This is a genomic window from Streptomyces luteireticuli (assembly GCF_041519305.1).
GTDB lineage: Bacteria > Actinomycetota > Actinomycetes > Streptomycetales > Streptomycetaceae > Streptomyces > Streptomyces luteireticuli.
Genome location: NZ_CP167927.1, coordinates 1,086,831 through 1,104,270 on the forward strand (window position 1 = coordinate 1,086,831; position 17,440 = coordinate 1,104,270).

Consider the following 17,440-nt stretch of genomic DNA (forward strand, 5'->3'; position numbering starts at 1 on the left):
GGTCAGTCCTCGAGGGGGGTCAGGCCGCCGCCGGCGTAGAGGGTGTCGATGAGGTCCCGGTAGTGCCGGCCGATGGTCCGGCGCCGCACCTTGAGGGTGGGGGTGACCAGTCCGCTGTGCGGCGTCCAGGCGTCCTGGACGACGGCGAACCGCCGCACCCGCTCGGGCCGGGACAGGTGCCGGTTGCCGCGGGCGACGGCGCGGCGGATCCGCTCGGTGCCGGGGTCGGCATCAAGGCCGGTGCCCGGGTCGCCGCCGAGGGTGATGAGGGCGACGTTGTACGGGCGGCCGTCGCCGATGACGCAGACCTGGTCGATGAGGGGGTCGCCGTGGCCGATGCGGGCCTCGATGCGGGCGGGCGCCATGTTCTTGCCGTAGGCGTTGACGATGATGTCCTTCTTGCGGCCGGTGATGCGCAGTGCGCCGTCGGCGGCCAGCTCGCCGAGGTCGCCGGTGTGCACCCAGCCGTCCGCGTCGAGGACTTCGGCGCTCTCGCGGGGCCGTCCGCGGTAGCCGAGCATCGCGTTGGGGCCGCGGACGAGCACCTCGCCGTCGGCGGCGGTGCGCACCTCGACGCCGGGCAGGGGCGGTCCGATCCAGCCCACCCGGTGCTCGCCGGGGACGGTGACGCAGGCGGCGGCGCAGAGTTCGGTCATGCCCCAGATCTCGCCGACGGGCAGGCCGAGGGCGCGCAGGAAGGCCATGGTCGCGGGGGCCACGGGGGCGGCGCCGACGTGGACGAAACGGGTCGCGTCGAGCCCGAGCAGGCTCCGTACCGGGGCCAGGTGGCCGGGCTCCAGGCGCGCGTACTCCGCCCGGGCGTCCGCGTCGTCGGCGGTGGCGAGCGCCTCGCCGAGCTCCAGGGCGCGCAGGGCTCCGCGGCGGAACTCCTCGGGCGCCGCGTCGAGTTCGGCGAGCAGCCGGGTGTGCAGCTTCTCCCACATCCGGGGGACGGAGAACAGCCAGTGCGGGCGGACCTCGGGCAGGACGGAGAAGAGCCGCTCGGGGCCGGGGCAGCAGGTGACGTCGGCGCCGAGGACCATGGGCAGGTAGTGCGAGCAGCAGCGCTCGGCGATGTGGGCCATGGGCAGGTACGAGACCAGGCGGCTGCCGGCCGGGAGGGGGACGCGCTCCAGGAAGGCCCGTCCGGTGGCGCGGACGGCGCCGTGGGTGAGCTCGACTCCCTTGGGCGGTCCGGTGGTTCCGGAGGTGTAGACGACGGTGAGGACGTCGTCGGGGCGCGGCCGGTGGTCGTACGGGACGGTGCCGTCGGCGTCCGTCAGCGGTCCGGGCCCGTCCCCGACGAGGAGGGTCTCCCGCAGCCCCGGGCAGTGGCGCCGCAGGTCCGCGGCCCGTTCGGGGTCGTCGGTGACCAGGACGGCCATGCGCGAGTCGTCGACGAGGTGGCGCAGTTCGTCCCGGGGGGAGGTGGGGTAGAGCGAGCAGGTCGTCACCCCGATGGTCATGGCGGCGGCGTCGGCGATGTGGAACTCGGGCCGGTTGCCGAGCAGCAGGCCGAGGGTGTCGCCGGGGCGCAGTCCGAGGCGGGCCAGTACGGCGGCGCAGCGGTGCGCGGCGTCCCGGTAGGCGCCCCAGGTGTACGTCCGTCCGTCGGCTCCGTGGAGGGCCGGGCGGTCGGCGTGCGCGGCGGCGGTCAGCTCGAAGGCCTCGGCCACCGTGGGTGCGTCCAGGGCCTGTTGGAGTGCACGGCTCATCGGGCACCTCGCCGGGCGCTGGGGGATTCGGGCAGGCAGCGGTACTCCAGGGCGGCGAGGGCGAGGCGGGCCCGGGGGGCGGCGACGCCGAGGAGTTCGCCGAGGGTGCCGAGCCGGGTGGAGACCCGGGGGCTGCCGGTGACGAGCGCGGTGCAGACCATGCGGGCGGCCTGGCGCGGGTCGAGGGCGGGCAGCCGGGCGAACGCGGTGGTGGGCGCGCTCATCGGGGTGCGGACGAGGGGCAGGTGGACGGTGCTGACGCGGATGCCCTCGCGGCGCAGCTCGGGGGCGAGGGACTGGCCGAAGGCCTCCAGGGCGGCCTTGGAGGGGTTGTAGGCGGTGAAACGGCCCATGCCGAGCTGGAGTCCGATGGTGGCGACGTTGACGATGTGCCCGTGGCCGCGTTCGCGCATGCCGGGGAGGAGGCGCAGGGTGAGGTCCACGGCGCCGAAGTAGTTGACGGCCATGGTCCTGCGGTAGTCGTGGGGGCGCTCCACGGCGCGGTCGGCGCCGCGCCGGATGGAGCGTCCGGCGTTGTTGACGAGGATGTCGGCGCCGCCGCACTCCTCGGCGAGCCGGTCCGCGAAGCGGGCGATGTCGGCGGGGACGGTGAGGTCGGCCACCTGGACGCGGACGGTGCCGGTGCCGATGGCGGCGTGCCGGGCGGTCTCGGCCAGGGCCCGCCGGTCGCGGCCGAGCAGGACGAGGTCGGCGCCGGCCTGCCCGAGGAGGACGGCGAGCTGCCGGCCGATGGCGCCGGAGGCGCCGGTGACCACCACCCGGCGGCCGCCGGCCCGGGCGGCCAGCCGGGCGGTGAGGCGGTCGGCCCGGGCGGGCCTGCGCCTGCGCGGGCGGGGGCCCGGGGGCGCGGCGGCCGCCGGCCGTTCCGGGGCCGGCCGCTGCCGCTCCTGGTCGCACGGGGTGCGCATGGTGTCCATTCCTCCGGTTCCTTCGGCCGGGAGCGGCCCGGGGTCAGGCGGGGATCACACGGGGGTGGGGCGGGAGCCGTCGGTGACGACGGACACGCCCTGCAGGTGGGAGGTGCGCAGGATCGGGTAGTTGAGCTCGCCGTACGGTCCGCCGGTGCGGCCGGTGCCGCCGTGCGTGCCGAGGTAGGGGACGAAGCCGATGTGGGAGTCGTTGACCTTGAGCAGGCCGGCGTTGGTGACCTGGCGGGCGAAGGTCTCCACGACCTTCTCGTCGCCGGACCACAGCGAGTTGCGCAGCCCGTACTCGTTGTCGTTGACGAAGTCGACGACGGCGCCGAGGAGTTCGCGGGTGTCGTCGCGCTCGTCCGGGACGACGACGGGCAGCAGCGGGAAGAAGGTCTCCTCGCGCACGGCCCGGACGCGGCGGGCGTCGCGCAGCCCGTTCACGCGGACGACGGTGGGCTCCAGGAACGTGCCCGTCAGCGACGGTTCGCCGTCGACGTCCACCCGCCGGCCGCCGCACAGGACGGCGCAGCCCTGCCGTTCGGCGTCGGCGAGCACCTCGTGGAAGCCGCCCATCTTCAGCACGGGGCTGAGCAGGACGTCGGGGTCGTCGGGGTAGCCGGGGCGCAGGGCGCGGCAGCGGGCGGTGAGCTTCTCCAGCAGGGCGTCGGCGATGTCGGGGTGGACGACGGCGCACTTGGGCACCATGCAGATCTGCCCGGAGCCGTAGAAGCACTCGGTGAGGGCGTCGACGGCGCCGTCCAGGTCGGCGTCGTTCCAGACCACCAGGCTGTCGTTGCCGGAGAGTTCGAGGACGGGCTTCTTGCCGTGCGCGACGCACTCGCCGCCGAACTCCAGGCCGGTGTCGCTGTCGCCGAAGAACATGATGTCGTCGACGTGCGGGCTGTTCAGCCACTGGCGGAGCATGGGGCGGGTGGCGCCGGAGACCAGGTTGACGGTGCCGGGCGGGGCGCCGAGCCCGTCGAGGATCGGGGCGACGATCTCCCGGTAGAGGAAGGCGACGCCGAGCGGGGCGGTGCGGGGTGCCTTGACGACGAGGGCGTTGCCCGCGCCGAGGGTGGCGGTGCCCAGGAAGGAGTTGGAGGCGGCCGCGTTCTGCGGCGGGTTGAGGCAGACGACCCCGTCGGGCTTGCGCAGCAGGGCGATGGAGCGGCCGGGGCTGTCGAAGCGCTGCTCCAGCTGGCTGCGGTAGAAGGAGACGGTCTCCGGGCTGCTGCCCATGAGCATGCCGGCGATCTCCCACTCGGCCAGCCGGCGCGGGTGCCCCTCGGAGATCAGGATGTCGAGCAGTTCGTCGTGGCGGGCCTTGAGGGCGGCGTGCAGCCGGGGGCCGAGCTCCATGCGGGTGTCGAGGTCGGTGCGGCCCCACTCGCGGGCGGCGGCGTGCGCGGCGCGCAGCGCGTCCGCGACGTCGTCCGGGCCGCTGAGCGCGACCCGGCCGGTGATGCCGGCGGTGTCGGCGTCGGTGCCGGGGGCCTCGCCGCCGGCCCGTTCGAGGCGGCGCTTGCGGCCGAAGGTGCCCCTCGGGTCGGCGAGGAAGGCGCCCGCGTCCAGGCAGTAGGTCCAGGCGGTGCCGGGACGGTCCTGTCCGTCGATGTACTGCGCGTAGGAGTACAACGGGTCACCTTCCGGCCGGGACGACGAGGGAGGGGTCGCCGGCGGCGAGAGCGGCCTCGTACGGCTCGGTGTCGGCCATCTCCCCCGCGGTGTAGGAGCCGTAGGCCCCGAGGTCGAGCAGTCCGTGGCCGCTGTAGCAGAAGACGATGACGGCCCGGCGGCGCTGTTCGCGGCACTCGATCGCGAGGTCCATGGCGGCGCGGATGGCGTGGGCGCTCTCGGGCGCGGGCAGCAGTCCGTGCAGCCGGGCGAAGAGCGTGCCCGCCTCGAAGACGGACTTCTGGGCGTAGGCGCGCGAGTCCAGGATGCCCTCGTGCTTGGCGAGTCCGACGAGCGGGGCGGCGCCGTGGTAGCGCAGGCCGCCGGAGTGGATGGGCGGCGGGACGAACTCGTGCCCGAGGGTGTAGGTGCGGGCCATCGGGCCCAGTCCGCTGGCGTCCGCGAAGTCGTAGCGGTAGGTGCCACTGGTCAGGGTGGGGCAGGCGGCCGGTTCGGCGGCGAGGATGGTGATGTCCTGCCCGGCCATCTTGTCGCCGACGAACGGGAAGGCGAACCCTCCCATGTTGCTTCCGCAGCCGACGGAGGCGACGAGGAAGTCGGGCTGTTTGCCGAGCTCTTCGAGCTGTTCGCGGGTCTCCAGGCCGACGACGGTCTGGTGCAGCAGGACGTGTCCGGCGAAGGCGCCCATCGAGAAGCGGTCGCCCGGGTTGAGCCGGACGGTCTCCAGCGCCTCGGAGACGGCGGTGGCCTCCGAACCGGGGTGGTCCGGGAACTCCTTGAGCAGGTTGCGGCCGAACTCGGTGTGCGGGCCGGGGCTGGGCAGGACCTCCTGGCCGAAGGTCTCCATGAAGTGCCGCCGGTAGGGCTTGCTCTCGTAGCTGGCGCGGACCATGTAGACGAGCGCCTTGATGCCGAACAGGCTGCACGCCATGGACAGGGCGCTGCCCCACTGGCCGGCCCCGGTGTCGGTGACGAGCCGCTCGCAGCCCTCCAGCCTGGCGTAGTACGCCTGTGCCAGCGCGGAGTTGAGCTTGTGCGAGCCGGAGGGGCTGGCCCCCTCGTACTTGAAGTAGATCTCCGCGGGCGTCTCTAGGTGGCGTTCGAGGGCGAGGGCCCGGTAGAGGGGCGTCGGCCGCCAGAGGCGGTAGGCCGCGCGGACCTCCTCGGGGATGGCGATCCACCGCTCCGGGGAGGTCTCCTGGGCGACCAGGGCCTTGGGCAGCAGACGTTCCATGAACTCGGTCTCGACCGGTTCCCTGGTGTCCGGGTCGAGGAAGTCGTCGGGGGCGCGGGGGAGGTCGGGAAGCACGTTGTACCAGCGCTTGGGGATCCTTGCGACCGGAAGGTCGTGGCGCTCCAGGGAGTTCACCGGGCTCTTCTTCCTTTCGTGCTGTCGTGCGTCCCGAGTTGCTCAGGGAGCCGGCAGGCGGCAGTGGTAGGTGAACGCGGCTTCGGCGACGGGTTCACCCTCGGCGTCGTGCAGCAGGGAGGTGGTCGTGACCTCGAACCGTTCGCCCGGGGCCAGTTGGGCGGCCCTGGCCGGCAGGTCCGCGTCCGGGACCGCGGCCACCGCCCGGATCTCCCCACGGGCCTTCCTGCGGTAGGAGATCTCCGACGCCCGCAGGACGAAGGAGATCTCGGCGATCCGCTCGCGCAGCGCCCCCGCGAGGGCGGCCCCCGAGGCGGCCTCGGCCACCAGGAAGAGGGCGGCGGCGTGCCGGGTTCCCACATGGTTGAGGGTGTCGCCGGAGTCCGGCAGCGTGGCGACGGCACGTCCGGCGGCGATCTCGGTCACCTCGACTCCGGCGAACTTCTGGAAGGGCACAAGGTCGTTGACGACCGTGCGGATCTCCTCGAGGGTCGGGCCGGGCGACGGATCCGGTCCGGGAGACGGGGAATTCAGGGCGGGCTCCGATCGGCACAGGGGTGCAACGGATGCAGGGCAGGGAGACGTTACGGGCCGTCAGGGCGGTTCGCCCGATGCGGTCGTCTCGTCACCAACGGTCCCGACTTGGGCAGTACGCCGTCAAGAGAGCCCTGAAAAAACAATGCGTACGCTTATATGACTACTTGCTTCACTGTTCGTCCTTCCCTACCGTTGTCGCGTTTATGGGACCACCCGGAGGGGGGATGCGGAGCTCCCATGCTGCAGAACAAGACCGGACACGCGGTGTCCGAGGAGACCGCGGCCGAGCCGCGGCGCTGGCGGATCCTGGCCTGCCTGGTGGTCAGCCTGGTGCTGGTGGTCCTCGACACCTCCATCATCAGCGTGGCGCTGCGCGCCCTCGCCCTGCCCGCGCCCGACGGACTGGGCGCCTCCTCGGGCGACCTGCAGTGGTCCGTCGACTCGTACACCCTCGTCTTCGCCACCCTGCTCATCACCGCGGGCCTCGCCGCGGACCGCTTCGGGCGCAAACGGGTGCTGTTCGCCGGGCTGTTGGTCTTCGGGTTCTTCTCGGCCATGGCCGCGTACGCGCACGACGCGTCCCAACTCATCGTCTACCGCGGCGGGATGGGCATCGGCGCCGCCCTCGTGGTGCCCGCCACCCTCGCGATCATCAGCCATGTCTTCCCGCCCGCCGAGCGCCCCCGGGCGATCGGCCTGTGGGCCGCCTCGGCCGGACTGGCCGTGGCCATCGGGCCGGTCACCGGCGGACTGCTGCTGGAGCACTTCTGGTGGGGCTCCATCTTCCTCATCAACATCCCCGTGGTGCTGGTGGGTTCGGCGGCCGTCGCCCTGGTGGTGCCCGAGTCCGCCGACCCCGCGCCGCGCCGCTTCGACCCCGTCGGCGTGCTGCTGTGCGTCGCCGGCCTGGGACTGCTCGTCCTGGGCATCGTCGAGGGCGGCGAGCTCGACGACTGGGCCTCGCCCCGGGTATGGGCGAACTCCCTGGGCGGCCTGCTCCTCCTGGGCGCCTTCGTCCTGTGGGAACGCCGCAGCAGCCACCCCGCGATGGATCTGCGCTGCTTCCGCGACGCCCGCTTCTCGGCGGCCACGGCCGTCGTCGGCATCGCCTTCTTCGGCCTGCTCGGCTCCTCCTTCTACATGATCTTCTATCTCCAGAGCGTGCGCGGCTACTCGTCGCTGCAGGCCGGCTGCTGCCTCCTGCCGCTCGCCGTCGCCCAGCTCGTCGCCTCCCCCAACAGCACCGCCGCGACCCGCCGTTTCGGCGTCCGGGCCGTGTGCACCGCCGGACTGACGCTGACCGCCCTGACGTTCTTCGGCGTCGGCCTCATCGACCAGCACTCACCGATCTGGCAGTGCGAGGTGCTCTTCTTCCTCATGGGCGGGGCGATGGGCCTCGCCATGCCCGCGGCGACGGCCTCCGCGATGTCGACCCTGCCCCAGCGGTCGGCCGGCGTCGGGGCCGCCATGCTCAACTCCCTGCGCCAGGTGGGCGGGGCACTGGGCGTCGCGGTGCTCGGCTCCCTGCTGTCCTCCCACTACCGCGGCCGCATCCGGGACGCGCTGCGGCCGCTGCCGGCGGCACTGCGGCCGGTGGCGGAGGAGTCGGTGGAGGGGGCGCTGACGGTCGCGGCCCGCCTGGGCGGTACGGGGGGCGATGCGCTCGCCGCGCGGGCCGTGGACGCGTTCGTGTCCGCGATGCGGGTCACGTCGCTGGTGGCGGGCGGGGTGACGTTGGCGGGGGCGGTGGTGGTGTGGGTGTTCCTGCCGCGGAAGGGTTCCGCGGCGTAGGGGGTGGCCCCTGCCCCTCCCCGGAGGGGCACCCCCCACGCCGTACCCCCACTCATCCGCACGCCGACCCCGCCCTGGACGCCGCCGACCCCACCGTCTCCCCCATGGGCCGTCCCCCGCCCACCCCCAACCGGCCCGGCCGCCCCCATACGGCACCCCCGTAGTGGCACACAGGATCCCGCCCGACGATGCTGGAGCGGAGCACACGCACGAGACACCGGGAGCAGGCTGGTGAGGACACCGGGCACAGGGGGCGTCCTGATGCCCTGGTTCCTGCGCCACCTCCGGCTCGTGCCCGTCCTCCTGCTGGTCGCGGGCCTCCTCACCGACTTCTACACCCCCGCGCGCTTCAGCCTGGAGGCCCTCTACGTCGCCGCGCCGATGACGGCCGCGGCACTGCTGTCCCTCCGCGCGACGATCCTCGCGGGGATCGGCGCCTGCGCCGCCGACGCCGCGATACTCACCCACTTCGGCTTCATCGGGGACTCCAGCGGACACAGCGAGCTGGCGGCGGTGGCGACCGTCTCGGCCCTCGCCGTCGTCGTGAACCGGCTCATGCGCTACCGGGACGTCCGGCTGCAGTCCGCGCGGGAGATCGCCCTCGCGGTCCAGCGCGCCGTGCTCCCCCGGCCACCGGCCTCCATCGGCCCCCTGCGGATCGCCGTGCGCTACCAGGCGGCTGTGAAGGAGGCACAGATCGGGGGCGATCTCTACGGCGTGCAGGACACCCCGTACGGCGTGCGCTGCCTGGTCGGCGACGTCCGGGGCAAGGGCATGGAGACGATCAAGGCGGTGGACGTCGTGCTCGGCGCGTTCCGGGAGGCCGCCGAGGACGAGCCGACGCCCCTCGGGATCGCGGCCAGACTCGAACGCGGACTGCTCCGCGAGGCGGCCGGACCCGCCCGGACCGAGGACTTCGTCACGGCCGTCCTGGCCGAGATCCCGCACTCCGGCGGCGAACTGCGCCTGGTCAACCGCGGCCACCCGGCCCCGCTGCTGTACGAGCGGCGGGGCCGGGTACGCGGCCTGGAGCCGTCCGAGCCGGCCCTCCCGCTGTGCCTGGGCGGACTGGCCCCCCGCGAGGACGTGTCCGACACTGTGCCGTTCCCTCCCGGAGCGACCCTCCTGCTGTACACCGACGGCCTCACCGAGGCCAGGGACCGCTCGGGGACCTTCTTCGACCCCGTCGCCACGCTGGCCGGGCACGACTTCCCGGGGCCGGACGAGCTGCTCGACACGCTTCTGGACGGCGTCCTCCACCACACGGGCGGCCGTATCACCGACGACATGGCACTACTGGCGATCACCCGCGGCACGGAACACGAAGCCCCTTGATCCGGCGGGCCGTTCGCCGCCGTCCGTCACCAGGACGACTTCGTCACCCCCGGCAGCAGCCCGGCGTGCGCCTGCTCCCGCAGCCTGATCCGGGAGAGCCCGAACCGCCGCAGATGGCCGCGCGGGCGGCCGTCGACGGCGTCGCGGTTGCGCACCCGCGTCGCACTGGCGTCACGCGGCTGCCGGCGCAACTCCCGCACGGCGGCCGCCCGTTCCTCCTCCGGCGTGGACGGCCTCCGGATGATCTCCTTGAGCTCGGCGCGCCGCGCCGCGTGGCGCGCGACGACCTCCCGCCGCTTCTCGTTCTTCGCGATCTTGCTCTTCTTCGCCATCAGACCCTCACTCCCCGGGCCCGGATGCGGGCGACGGCCGCCTCGACGCCGATGAGGTCGACGGTCTTGATCGCCCGGGCGCTCAGCGTGAGCCGGACGTACCGGCCCTCGCTCGGCAGCCAGTAGCGCTTGCGCTGGATATTGGGGTCGAAGCGGCGGGAGGTGCGCCGGTGCGAGTGGGAGATGGTGTTGCCGAAGCCCGGCCGGGCGCCGGTCAGTTGGCAGTGGGCGGACATGGGGTGACCTGCCTCTCTTTGGAGCCCTCCCAGGGGAGGGCGTAAATGGAAATGATTTCCATTGCCGTATAGTAGCGCCCATGGCACGCAACGAACTGCGCCCGGTCATCAAGCTCCGCTCCACCGCGGGCACCGGACACGTCTACGTCACCCGCAAGAACCGCCGTAACGACCCGGACCGGCTGACCCTGCGCAAGTACGACCCCGTCGCACGACGACATGTGGACTACCGCGAAGAACGCTGACCCACGCACAGCCCGGCCCCCGCCCGCCCCCGGAGAAGGACACCCACCATGAAGCCCGGAATCCACCCGCCGTACGGCCCCGTCGTCTTCCGCGACAAGGCCGCCGACTTCGCCTTCCTCACCCGGTCCACCATGACCAGTGACAGGACCGTGGAGTGGGAGGACGGCAACACCTACCCCGTCGTCGACGTCGAGATCTCCTCCGCGAGCCACCCCTTCTACACCGGCAACGCCCGGGTCGTGGACACCGCGGGCCGGGTCGAGCGCTTCGAGCGGCGCTACGGAGCACGGAGGGCCGGCCGATGAGGAACCCCTCCGCACTGGCCGTCGCCCTCGTCGGCGGCCTGCACGCCGACGCCCGCCGCGCGGCGGTGGAAGAGCTGCTGCGCACGGTGCCCGGGAGCGTCGCCCTGCACCACGACCTGTCACCGGCCGCCGAGGGCCGGGTCCTGCGCACCGTGCGCGACGCCGCCGGTGTCACCGGCTCCGGCGAGGCGCCGCTGGTCAACGACTGCGCCTGCTGTGCGCTGCGGGAGGATCTCGTCCCCGAACTGGAGCACCTGGCCGCCGGCGGCTCCGCCCGGCTGGCCGTCGTCGAGCTGTGGGACTCCGTCGAGCCCAAGGCGATGGCCGAGGTGGTCGCGGCCCACGCCGGTCCCTTCGAACTCACCGCCGTGATCACGGCCGTCGACCCCGCGCTCGCCCTCCCGTACCTCGGCGACGGGGACGACCTCGCCGAGGCCGGCCTCGCGGCGGCGGCCACCGACCGGCGCACGGTGGCGGACACCTGGGCGCGGCAGCTGGAGTACGCCCCGGTGCTCGCGCTCGTCGACGACGGGAGGGCCGACGACGAGGACCGCGCGCTCCTCGCCCAACTGCACCCCACCGCCCGCCGGATCCGCCTCGGCGCCGGGGAACTGGCGGCCGCGGCCTTCGCCGGGTTCGACGCCGGGGCGGCCGCCGCGGCCCAGCACCCGTCCTGCGCCCTCCTGCCCCAGGAGGCGGACGAGGCGGGGGTCGCCACCCTAGTGTGGCGCCGCCGCCGGCCGTTCCACCCCGGGCGGCTGCACGCCGCGCTGGAGGACCTGAGCTGCGCGGCGGCCCGGAGCCGCGGGCGCTTCTGGCTCGCGGACCGGCCCGACACGCTGCTGGGCTGGGACTCCGCGGGCGGCGCCCTGTGCGTGGAGAGCGCGGGCCCGTGGCTCGCCGCGCTCCCGGACGCGGCCTGGGAACTGGTCCCGGCCGAGCGCCGGGCCGCCGCCGCGCTGGACTGGGACGCCGAGCACGGCGACCGCTGCCAGCACCTGGTCTTCACCTCGCCCGGACTGGACCGGGACGGCCTGGTGCGGCTGCTCGACTCCTGTCTGCTGACCGACGCGGAGTACGCGTCCGGCCGCGCGGGGTGGAAGCGCTTCCCCGCCGCCTTCGGCCCCCTCCTCGACCCCGTCCGCTGACCCCTTTCCCCCTCCGGAAGGAGCCCCCATGACCCGCCACCGCACCCCCCGCACCCCGTCGAGGACACGCCCCAACCCCCTCGACGCGGCCGGGATCACCTGCGTCGACTACAAGGACACCGACCTGCTGCGGAAGTTCCTCTCCGACCGCGGCAAGATCCGCAGCCGCCGGATCACCCGCGTCACGGCACAGCAGCAGCGGCAGCTGGCCGCGGCGGTCAAGAACGCCCGGGAGATGGCGCTGCTGCCGTACCCCGGCCGGTGACCCACGGCGGGAGCCCGCCACCGTTCCCGGTGACGGGCTCCCGCCGGACGCACCGGCGTTACTGGCTCAGCGGGCCCGGGGCCTGCGTCAGACGCAGGCAGCGGTGGCTGCCTTCCATGTTGCGCCACTGCCACTTCATCTTGTCGCGGGTGTTGGGCCCGTAGACGCCGTCCGCGTCGAGCCCGAGGGCCGACTGGACGCGCCGGAGGGCGTTCTCCGTCTTGGCGCCGAAGTCGCCGTCGAAACCGCCGACGTCCTGGCCGTAGCAGCCGTTGAGGGCGATCTGGAGCTGGTACACGGCGTCGCCCGACGCGCCGCGGCGCAGCGTGCAGAAGTTGCTGCCCAGGGAGCTGGTCGTGGGGACGTCCACGTAGTAACCGGCGGTGTCGTAGTACTTGGTGGAGCCGCCGCAGACGGTGGCGGCCTGGGCCGACGGGCCGGTGACGACGAGGCCGGCGGTGATGGCCGCGGCAGCTCCCAGGCAGGCGAGGAAACGCTTCATGGGTGGGTGGAACTCCCCCGAAAAGATGTCATGAACAGGACCACCGAGCGGTGGCGAGCGGAAACCTACCAGAAGCGGAGCCCTTCATGATCACTTCGCGGACGCCTCGGGCCGCGAGGCGTTCCACGGCCTCCCGCAGCGTCTTCCCCGCCCCGCCGACCAGGGGTGCGCCGTGGCCGAAGCACGCCACGTCCACGTCCAGCTCCGCCTGCCGCCGGAAGGAGGCCACGGCCCGCGACCGGTCGAGGTTGAAGGGGCCGAGCATCACCTCCGGGTGCCGGGCGACGGTGTCACCGGTGAACAGCACGCGCGCCGCGGGCAGATGGAGGGCGATACTGCCGGGCGTGTGACCCGGCACGCCCACGATCCGCACCTCCCGCCCCCAGTCCAGGACGTCGCCGTCGGCCAGTTCCCGGTCCACCCGGCAGGGCGGCGGGGGCGGCGCGCCCGCTCCGGCGATGACGCCCTGGACGGACTCGAACACCGGGACCTCCCACTCCTCCAGGACGGGCGGCGCCTCCGGCGCCTCACCCCGGATCACGGCCGCGTCGCCCGCACCGGCCAGCACCCGGGCGCCGGTCGCCCCGGCCAGGGCCGCGGCGTTGCCCCGGTGGTCGAGGTGGCAGTGGGTGAGCACGATCTCCCGCAGCTCCCCGGGGCCGGGGAGGGCGGCCAGCGCCTCGAGCACCTCCTCCGCCCGGCCGGGGCCGCCCAGGCCCGTGTCGACCAGCGCCCAGCCGTCCGGCAGGCGCACGGCGTAGGCCTGGCCGACGGGGAACTCCAACATCCATATGTCCGGCGTCACTTGCCGCACCTGAAGCTTCGTCATGCGATCACGCTAGGCAGGACTCCCCCGCGCGCCGACGGTTTGCGCCCTGGGCGGATTGAGCGGCGGGCGAACGGGGGCTTCCGGGTGAACCGCCGGGGCGCCCGGTGTCGCGGCGCGGCCCGGGAGGAACACATCGTCGGACGCCGTTGCCGGGCCGTCCGCGCCGTTCGAGCCGCCGGAGGAGCATCACATGGACATGCCGCAAGTAGCCGTGTGCGAGGTGGACGCCTGCGCCTACAACCAGGACAGCGCGTGCCATGCGCTGGCCATCACGGTGGGGGACGCGACGCACGCGCGGTGCGACACGTTCTTCACGTTCCCGACGAAGGGCGGCGACGCGGGGGCGACCGGCCGTGTGGGGGCGTGCAAGATGGCCGGGTGTCTGCACAACCGGGGCCTGGAGTGCCAGGCGCCGGGGATCACGGTGGCCGCGCTGCAGGACACGGCGGACTGTCTGACGTATACGGCGCGGTAGGCGGACGACCGAGGGCCCCGACTCCTCGCCCCCTCATGCGCCGCCGTCCCCGTCTCCCGTGAACAGCCTGTCCAGGTACTGGTCGACGGCGGCGAGCACCTCCCGGGGCTCGATCACGTCCAGTTCGAGGAAGGTCGTGAAGCCGGTGAGGGCGAGGAGGAGGTTCGTCTCGGTCACCGGGTCGCGGTCGGGCCCGATATAGCCGTCCTCGATGGCCTGGCGGACCAACTGCTCGACCAGGGAGCGCCCTTGGGCGAGGCTGTCGCGCGCCCGTGCGTGGATCTTCTTGTCGTGCAGTGCCTCCAGGACGTAGGCGGCGCTCATCCGGCTGGTCGCGCGGGCGTCGGCGTACAGGGGGAGCATCTCTATGAGCATGAGCCGGAGGACATCGCGGGGGTGCGGGTGCTCCCCGAGCTCCTCCAGCCCCCGGCCGACGCGCTGCGCGGTCTGCTCGGACGCGAAGTCCATGGCGAAGGAGAGCATTTCCTCCCGGGAGGCGAAGTAGTGCTGCACATGCCCGTGGGAGAAGCCCGCCTCCCGGGCGACCTCACGGACGGTCAGATGCATCACTCCGCGCTGTCCCACCACCCGCCAGAGCGCCCGGGCGATTGATTCGCGGCGTTCACGGTGGTCCACCTGCTTCGGCATCGTCGGGCCTCCTGACACTTTTTTACATTACGGTTGACATAATACAACTGGCCTATAACCCTGGGAGTCTCCTGAGGAAGCCTCCTGAGAAGGAAGGAAGCCACATGCCCGAACAGCCGAGGGTGCGTACGACGGAGGGCCTGGTCGAGGGCCGCCGGCGACTGGGGAACGCGGTCTTCCGCGGCATCCCCTACGGCCGACCGCCGGTGGGAACGCTCCGTTTCGCCGCCCCCGCTCCCCCGCACCCCTGGGACGGGACACGGCAGGCGGCCGAGTTCGGCCCCGCGGCCCCGCTGGGGGACGGGAACTGGCTGACCCTCAACGTCTGCACCCCGGACCCGGGCGCGGCAGGGCTGCCGGTCCTCGTGTGGATACCCGGGGGCGGCTACCTGACGGCGGACGCGAGCGATCCGATGTACGACCCGTCGACCCTCGCCGCGGCCGGGATCGTCGTCGTGAGCGTCAACTACCGGGCGGGCGCCGAGGGTTTCGCGTTCCTCGACGGGGCCCCGCCCAACCGCGGCTTCCTCGACCAGCTCGCCGCGTTGCACTGGGTGCGGCGGAACATCGCCTCCTTCGGCGGGGACCCCGCCCGGGTCACCGTGGCCGGACAGTCGTCGGGGGCGGGGTCGGTCGCCGCCCTGCTGACGATGGAACGGGCCCGGGGCCTGTTCCGACGGGCCGTCGCACACTCCGTGCCGGGCCTGCACTGCACCCCCGAGCTCGCCGAACGGACCGGCGCTGAGCTCGCGGCCCGGCTCGGCACGGTGCCCACGGCCCGGGCCCTCTCCGAGGTCGGCCCCCAGCGCCTGTCCGAGGAGCTGATGGCGCTCTGCGCCGACCTCCCCGCCCACCGGGAGAGCTGGGGACGGCTCTCCCACGCCGGCATCGCCGCCTGCCCCGTCGTCGACGGCGAGATCCTCCCCGAAACCCCCTGGACCGCGCTGACCGGTGGCCGCGCGAACGGGACCGAGCTCCTCGTGGGCCATACCCGCGACGAATTCCGGCTGTTCAGCGTCATGACCGGACGGCACGGCACCTTCACCGGGCAGGACGCCCGTACCGCCCTGGACGTGTTTGCCCCCGCGCCGGACGGCGCGGACGCCTACCGTGCCGCCCACCCCGGTGCCACCCCCGAGGAACTGCTGGAGACGGTGTACTCCGACGCCCTCTTCCGGATGCCCTCGCTTCTCCTGGCCGGGTCGAACACCACGGCCGGGGGCACCTCGTACCTCTTCGAGGTGGCCCTCGACGGGGTCCTCGGCGCCTGTCACAGCCTCGATGTCCCCCTGGCGTTCGGCACGTTGGACAGCCCCACCGGCAGACAGCTCGTCGGCGACCCGCCCTCCCCCGGGGCCGTCGCGGCGTCCCGGGAGCTCCAGCAGGCGTGGATCCGCTTCGTCACCTCCGGCGACCCCGGCTGGGCGCCCTACACCCCGGACCGCCGGCTCACCCGCGTGTTCGACGCCGGCACGAGGACGGCGCCCTACCCCGAGGACGCCTCCCGCCGCATCTGGGAGGACCGGCCCCCGGCCCCGTTCGGCCTCGTGCGGGACGGCCGCGTCCGGTCGTAGCCCGTCAGCCGCACTGCCAGGTGAACATCGCCCGGTCGAAGCGCCGTTCGGCCAGGTCCTCGGGGCGTATGAGCCAGTACAGCACGCCCGCGTCGCCCCACATCATGTCGGCGTCGTCGTCCGAGCCGAACTGGGCGAGCAGCGTCCAGCGCAGGGCCTCCTCCTGGATACGGGGATCGTCCCAGGGCGGGCCGCCCAGGGCACCCCGGGCGACCTCGGCCTCCACCTCGTCCTGCACCGGGTCCGCGTGGCCGCCGACGCGGTGCTCCGTGCCCTCGGAGTGGTCCCACAGGGCCTCCCGGAAGTCCTCGTCCCACACCGGGTGGTCGTCGGGCATCGGGGCGAACTCCCGGTACACGACGGGGTGCCAGGGATAGGGAGCGGTCGCCTCCGGACGTGCCGTCAGCGGCACCTCGAGGTAGGGCCGGATCCCCTCCGGCGCCTCCCGCTCGGTGACATGGACGCCCGCCGGTATGTACAACACCCGTGCTCCCGGGCGGCTGTCGGGGTCGTCGGGCTCGACGAGCGCGCAGCCGTCGTCCAGTTGACCGTCGAAGTAGAAGAAGGCCAGGGTGCCGTCGGCCGGCAGGGCGATGTCGAGGGCGGCGGAGGGGAGGGCCGCGCAGTCGAGCGAGGCGACGAAGGAGAGCGCGCCGTTCCCCTCCCACACCGGCCACTCCTCGTCCTCGGGCAGCTCGGGGAGGCCGCCGAGCCGGCCGACGATCGGGCCCGTGCCCGCTCCCGTGGCCTTCTCCAGGCGCAGGCCCGGCCGCAGCAGTCCGATCCAGCGCTCGGCGATGTCCTCGGGCAGGTGCTGATGGGCGAGCGCGTGCAGCGCGTCGGTGATGCTCCGTGTCATGGGAACGATGATGCACGGCCCCACTGACAACGGGCCGCGCGCACCGTAACCGCCGGGTCAGGCGCAGGACGCCGCCGCGTAACAGCGGACGGCCACCGTCCGCCCCGGGCCCCACCGCTGCTCGACCGTGGCCATCAACTCCCAGCCCAGCCGCTCGTACAGCGCCACCGCCGCGGCGTCGGACGCCACGACGTCGAGCACCGGCTGCAGACCGCGGCGCCGCGCCTCCCGGACGGCCCGGCCGAGCAGCAGCGCACCGGTCCCGTACCCCCTGGCCCGCGGGGAGACGAACAGCCGGCCGACGACCGCGGTGAGTTCCCGCCCCGCGCCGTGCCGTTCGCTCCACAGCCCGGGGGCGAGGTCGCCCTCGCCGCTCGGGAACAGGCCGGCATGGCCGACGACACGGCCGTCGCGTTCGGCGACCCACGCCCCCAGGGCGGTGGATCCGGAGATCCAATCCCCGGGCCGCTCGGGCCAGTTCACGGGGTAGCCGTCCTGCCGGTGGACCTCGGCGAGGACCCGTACGCACTCCTCGATGTCGCCCTCCGCCCTGGGGCGGACCGGGCTCCCGGTGATCACGCTCATCCCGGAAGGAAAGCACAGGGGAGAGCGCGGGGGAGAGCACGGGCGCCGCCGGGCAATCACCCCATCGACGCACCGAAGTCCGGCGACTTCTCCCTTCCATGTGTTTATGTCGGATCTGA

Annotated in this window: 20 protein-coding genes; 8 read left to right on the top strand and 12 right to left on the bottom strand. The window is 73.5% G+C overall.

The window, feature by feature from the left end; all coding sequences use genetic code 11:
• Positions 1-2: 2 nt before the first annotated feature.
• From AB8735_RS04595 to AB8735_RS04615, 5 genes are read right to left on the bottom strand one after another with little or no spacing between them, the layout of a single operon-like run.
• Positions 3-1,715: a long-chain fatty acid--CoA ligase gene (locus AB8735_RS04595; protein WP_372405537.1), complete on the bottom strand. Its 1,713-nt coding sequence runs from the start codon at positions 1,713-1,715 to the stop codon at positions 3-5.
• Complete coding sequence (locus AB8735_RS04600) at positions 1,712-2,653, bottom strand: SDR family NAD(P)-dependent oxidoreductase (protein WP_344032758.1); 942 nt, start codon at positions 2,651-2,653, stop codon at positions 1,712-1,714. Before AB8735_RS04600 ends, AB8735_RS04595 begins: the two co-directional genes overlap by 4 nt.
• A gap of 45 nt (positions 2,654-2,698) precedes the next feature.
• Positions 2,699-4,285: an aldehyde dehydrogenase gene (locus tag AB8735_RS04605; RefSeq protein ID WP_372405539.1), complete on the bottom strand. Its 1,587-nt coding sequence runs from the start codon at positions 4,283-4,285 to the stop codon at positions 2,699-2,701.
• Between the two features lie 4 nt (positions 4,286-4,289).
• A complete protein-coding gene (locus tag AB8735_RS04610; RefSeq protein WP_344032762.1) occupies positions 4,290-5,654 on the bottom strand; it encodes a TrpB-like pyridoxal phosphate-dependent enzyme in 1,365 nt (454 codons plus the stop codon).
• A 42-nt stretch (positions 5,655-5,696) separates the two neighbouring features.
• Positions 5,697-6,209, bottom strand: a complete 513-nt coding sequence (locus tag AB8735_RS04615; RefSeq protein WP_372411774.1) for a DUF4442 domain-containing protein — start codon at positions 6,207-6,209, stop codon at positions 5,697-5,699.
• A gap of 219 nt (positions 6,210-6,428) precedes the next feature.
• Here AB8735_RS04615 and AB8735_RS04620 point away from each other — a divergent pair, with 219 nt between their 5' ends.
• Both AB8735_RS04620 and AB8735_RS04625 read left to right on the top strand, forming a co-directional pair.
• A complete protein-coding gene (locus AB8735_RS04620) occupies positions 6,429-7,982 on the top strand; it encodes an MFS transporter (protein WP_372405541.1) in 1,554 nt (517 codons plus the stop codon).
• 261 nt (positions 7,983-8,243) lie between these two features.
• Positions 8,244-9,317 carry a PP2C family protein-serine/threonine phosphatase gene (locus AB8735_RS04625; RefSeq protein ID WP_372405542.1) on the top strand — a complete coding sequence of 358 codons (1,074 nt, stop codon included), beginning with the start codon at positions 8,244-8,246 and terminating at the stop codon, positions 9,315-9,317.
• A gap of 26 nt (positions 9,318-9,343) precedes the next feature.
• On the opposite strand, the gene rpsN is transcribed toward AB8735_RS04625, so the two are convergent.
• Both rpsN and rpmB read right to left on the bottom strand, forming a co-directional pair.
• On the bottom strand, positions 9,344-9,649 hold the full coding sequence (gene rpsN, locus AB8735_RS04630) for a 30S ribosomal protein S14 (protein WP_372405543.1): 306 nt from the start codon (positions 9,647-9,649) through the stop codon (positions 9,344-9,346).
• Positions 9,649-9,885, bottom strand: a complete 237-nt coding sequence (rpmB, locus tag AB8735_RS04635) for a 50S ribosomal protein L28 (RefSeq protein WP_344032771.1) — start codon at positions 9,883-9,885, stop codon at positions 9,649-9,651. Before rpmB ends, rpsN begins: the two co-directional genes overlap by 1 nt.
• 80 nt (positions 9,886-9,965) lie before the next feature.
• Here rpmB and rpmG point away from each other — a divergent pair, with 80 nt between their 5' ends.
• Genes rpmG through rpsR form a run of 4 tightly spaced genes read left to right on the top strand, consistent with a single transcriptional unit; the run spans position 9,966 to position 11,849 of the window.
• Positions 9,966-10,130 carry a 50S ribosomal protein L33 gene (gene rpmG / locus AB8735_RS04640; protein WP_344032773.1) on the top strand — a complete coding sequence of 55 codons (165 nt, stop codon included), beginning with the start codon at positions 9,966-9,968 and terminating at the stop codon, positions 10,128-10,130.
• Between the two features lie 48 nt (positions 10,131-10,178).
• Positions 10,179-10,436, top strand: coding sequence for a type B 50S ribosomal protein L31 (locus AB8735_RS04645; RefSeq protein WP_344032775.1), 258 nt, complete (start codon positions 10,179-10,181; stop codon positions 10,434-10,436).
• On the top strand, positions 10,433-11,584 hold the full coding sequence (locus AB8735_RS04650; protein ID WP_372405544.1) for a GTP-binding protein: 1,152 nt from the start codon (positions 10,433-10,435) through the stop codon (positions 11,582-11,584). The genes AB8735_RS04645 and AB8735_RS04650 overlap by 4 nt, the downstream gene beginning before the upstream one ends.
• Before the next feature lie 28 nt (positions 11,585-11,612).
• Positions 11,613-11,849 carry a 30S ribosomal protein S18 gene (gene rpsR, locus AB8735_RS04655; RefSeq protein ID WP_372405546.1) on the top strand — a complete coding sequence of 79 codons (237 nt, stop codon included), beginning with the start codon at positions 11,613-11,615 and terminating at the stop codon, positions 11,847-11,849.
• A 58-nt stretch (positions 11,850-11,907) separates the two neighbouring features.
• Here rpsR and AB8735_RS04660 read toward each other — a convergent pair whose 3' ends face one another.
• Together AB8735_RS04660 and AB8735_RS04665 are read right to left on the bottom strand one after the other, a co-directional pair.
• Positions 11,908-12,351 carry a peptidoglycan-binding domain-containing protein gene (locus tag AB8735_RS04660; protein ID WP_344032781.1) on the bottom strand — a complete coding sequence of 148 codons (444 nt, stop codon included), beginning with the start codon at positions 12,349-12,351 and terminating at the stop codon, positions 11,908-11,910.
• A 28-nt stretch (positions 12,352-12,379) separates the two neighbouring features.
• Positions 12,380-13,180: an MBL fold metallo-hydrolase gene (locus AB8735_RS04665; protein WP_372405548.1), complete on the bottom strand. Its 801-nt coding sequence runs from the start codon at positions 13,178-13,180 to the stop codon at positions 12,380-12,382.
• Between the two features lie 190 nt (positions 13,181-13,370).
• On the opposite strand from AB8735_RS04665, the gene AB8735_RS04670 reads away from it, so the two are divergent.
• On the top strand, positions 13,371-13,655 hold the full coding sequence (locus AB8735_RS04670; RefSeq protein WP_372405549.1) for a DUF1540 domain-containing protein: 285 nt from the start codon (positions 13,371-13,373) through the stop codon (positions 13,653-13,655).
• A 33-nt stretch (positions 13,656-13,688) separates the two neighbouring features.
• Here AB8735_RS04670 and AB8735_RS04675 read toward each other — a convergent pair whose 3' ends face one another.
• A complete protein-coding gene (locus AB8735_RS04675; protein ID WP_344032788.1) occupies positions 13,689-14,303 on the bottom strand; it encodes a TetR family transcriptional regulator C-terminal domain-containing protein in 615 nt (204 codons plus the stop codon).
• Positions 14,304-14,407: 104 nt separating this feature from the next.
• On the opposite strand from AB8735_RS04675, the gene AB8735_RS04680 reads away from it, so the two are divergent.
• Positions 14,408-15,877, top strand: a complete 1,470-nt coding sequence (locus AB8735_RS04680) for a carboxylesterase/lipase family protein (RefSeq protein ID WP_372405550.1) — start codon at positions 14,408-14,410, stop codon at positions 15,875-15,877.
• A gap of 4 nt (positions 15,878-15,881) precedes the next feature.
• Here AB8735_RS04680 and AB8735_RS04685 read toward each other — a convergent pair whose 3' ends face one another.
• Together AB8735_RS04685 and AB8735_RS04690 are read right to left on the bottom strand one after the other, a co-directional pair.
• Positions 15,882-16,736, bottom strand: a complete 855-nt coding sequence (locus tag AB8735_RS04685) for a YwqG family protein (RefSeq protein WP_372405551.1) — start codon at positions 16,734-16,736, stop codon at positions 15,882-15,884.
• Between the two features lie 57 nt (positions 16,737-16,793).
• Positions 16,794-17,321 carry a GNAT family N-acetyltransferase gene (locus tag AB8735_RS04690; RefSeq protein WP_344032794.1) on the bottom strand — a complete coding sequence of 176 codons (528 nt, stop codon included), beginning with the start codon at positions 17,319-17,321 and terminating at the stop codon, positions 16,794-16,796.
• Between the last annotated feature and the right edge of the window lie 119 nt (positions 17,322-17,440).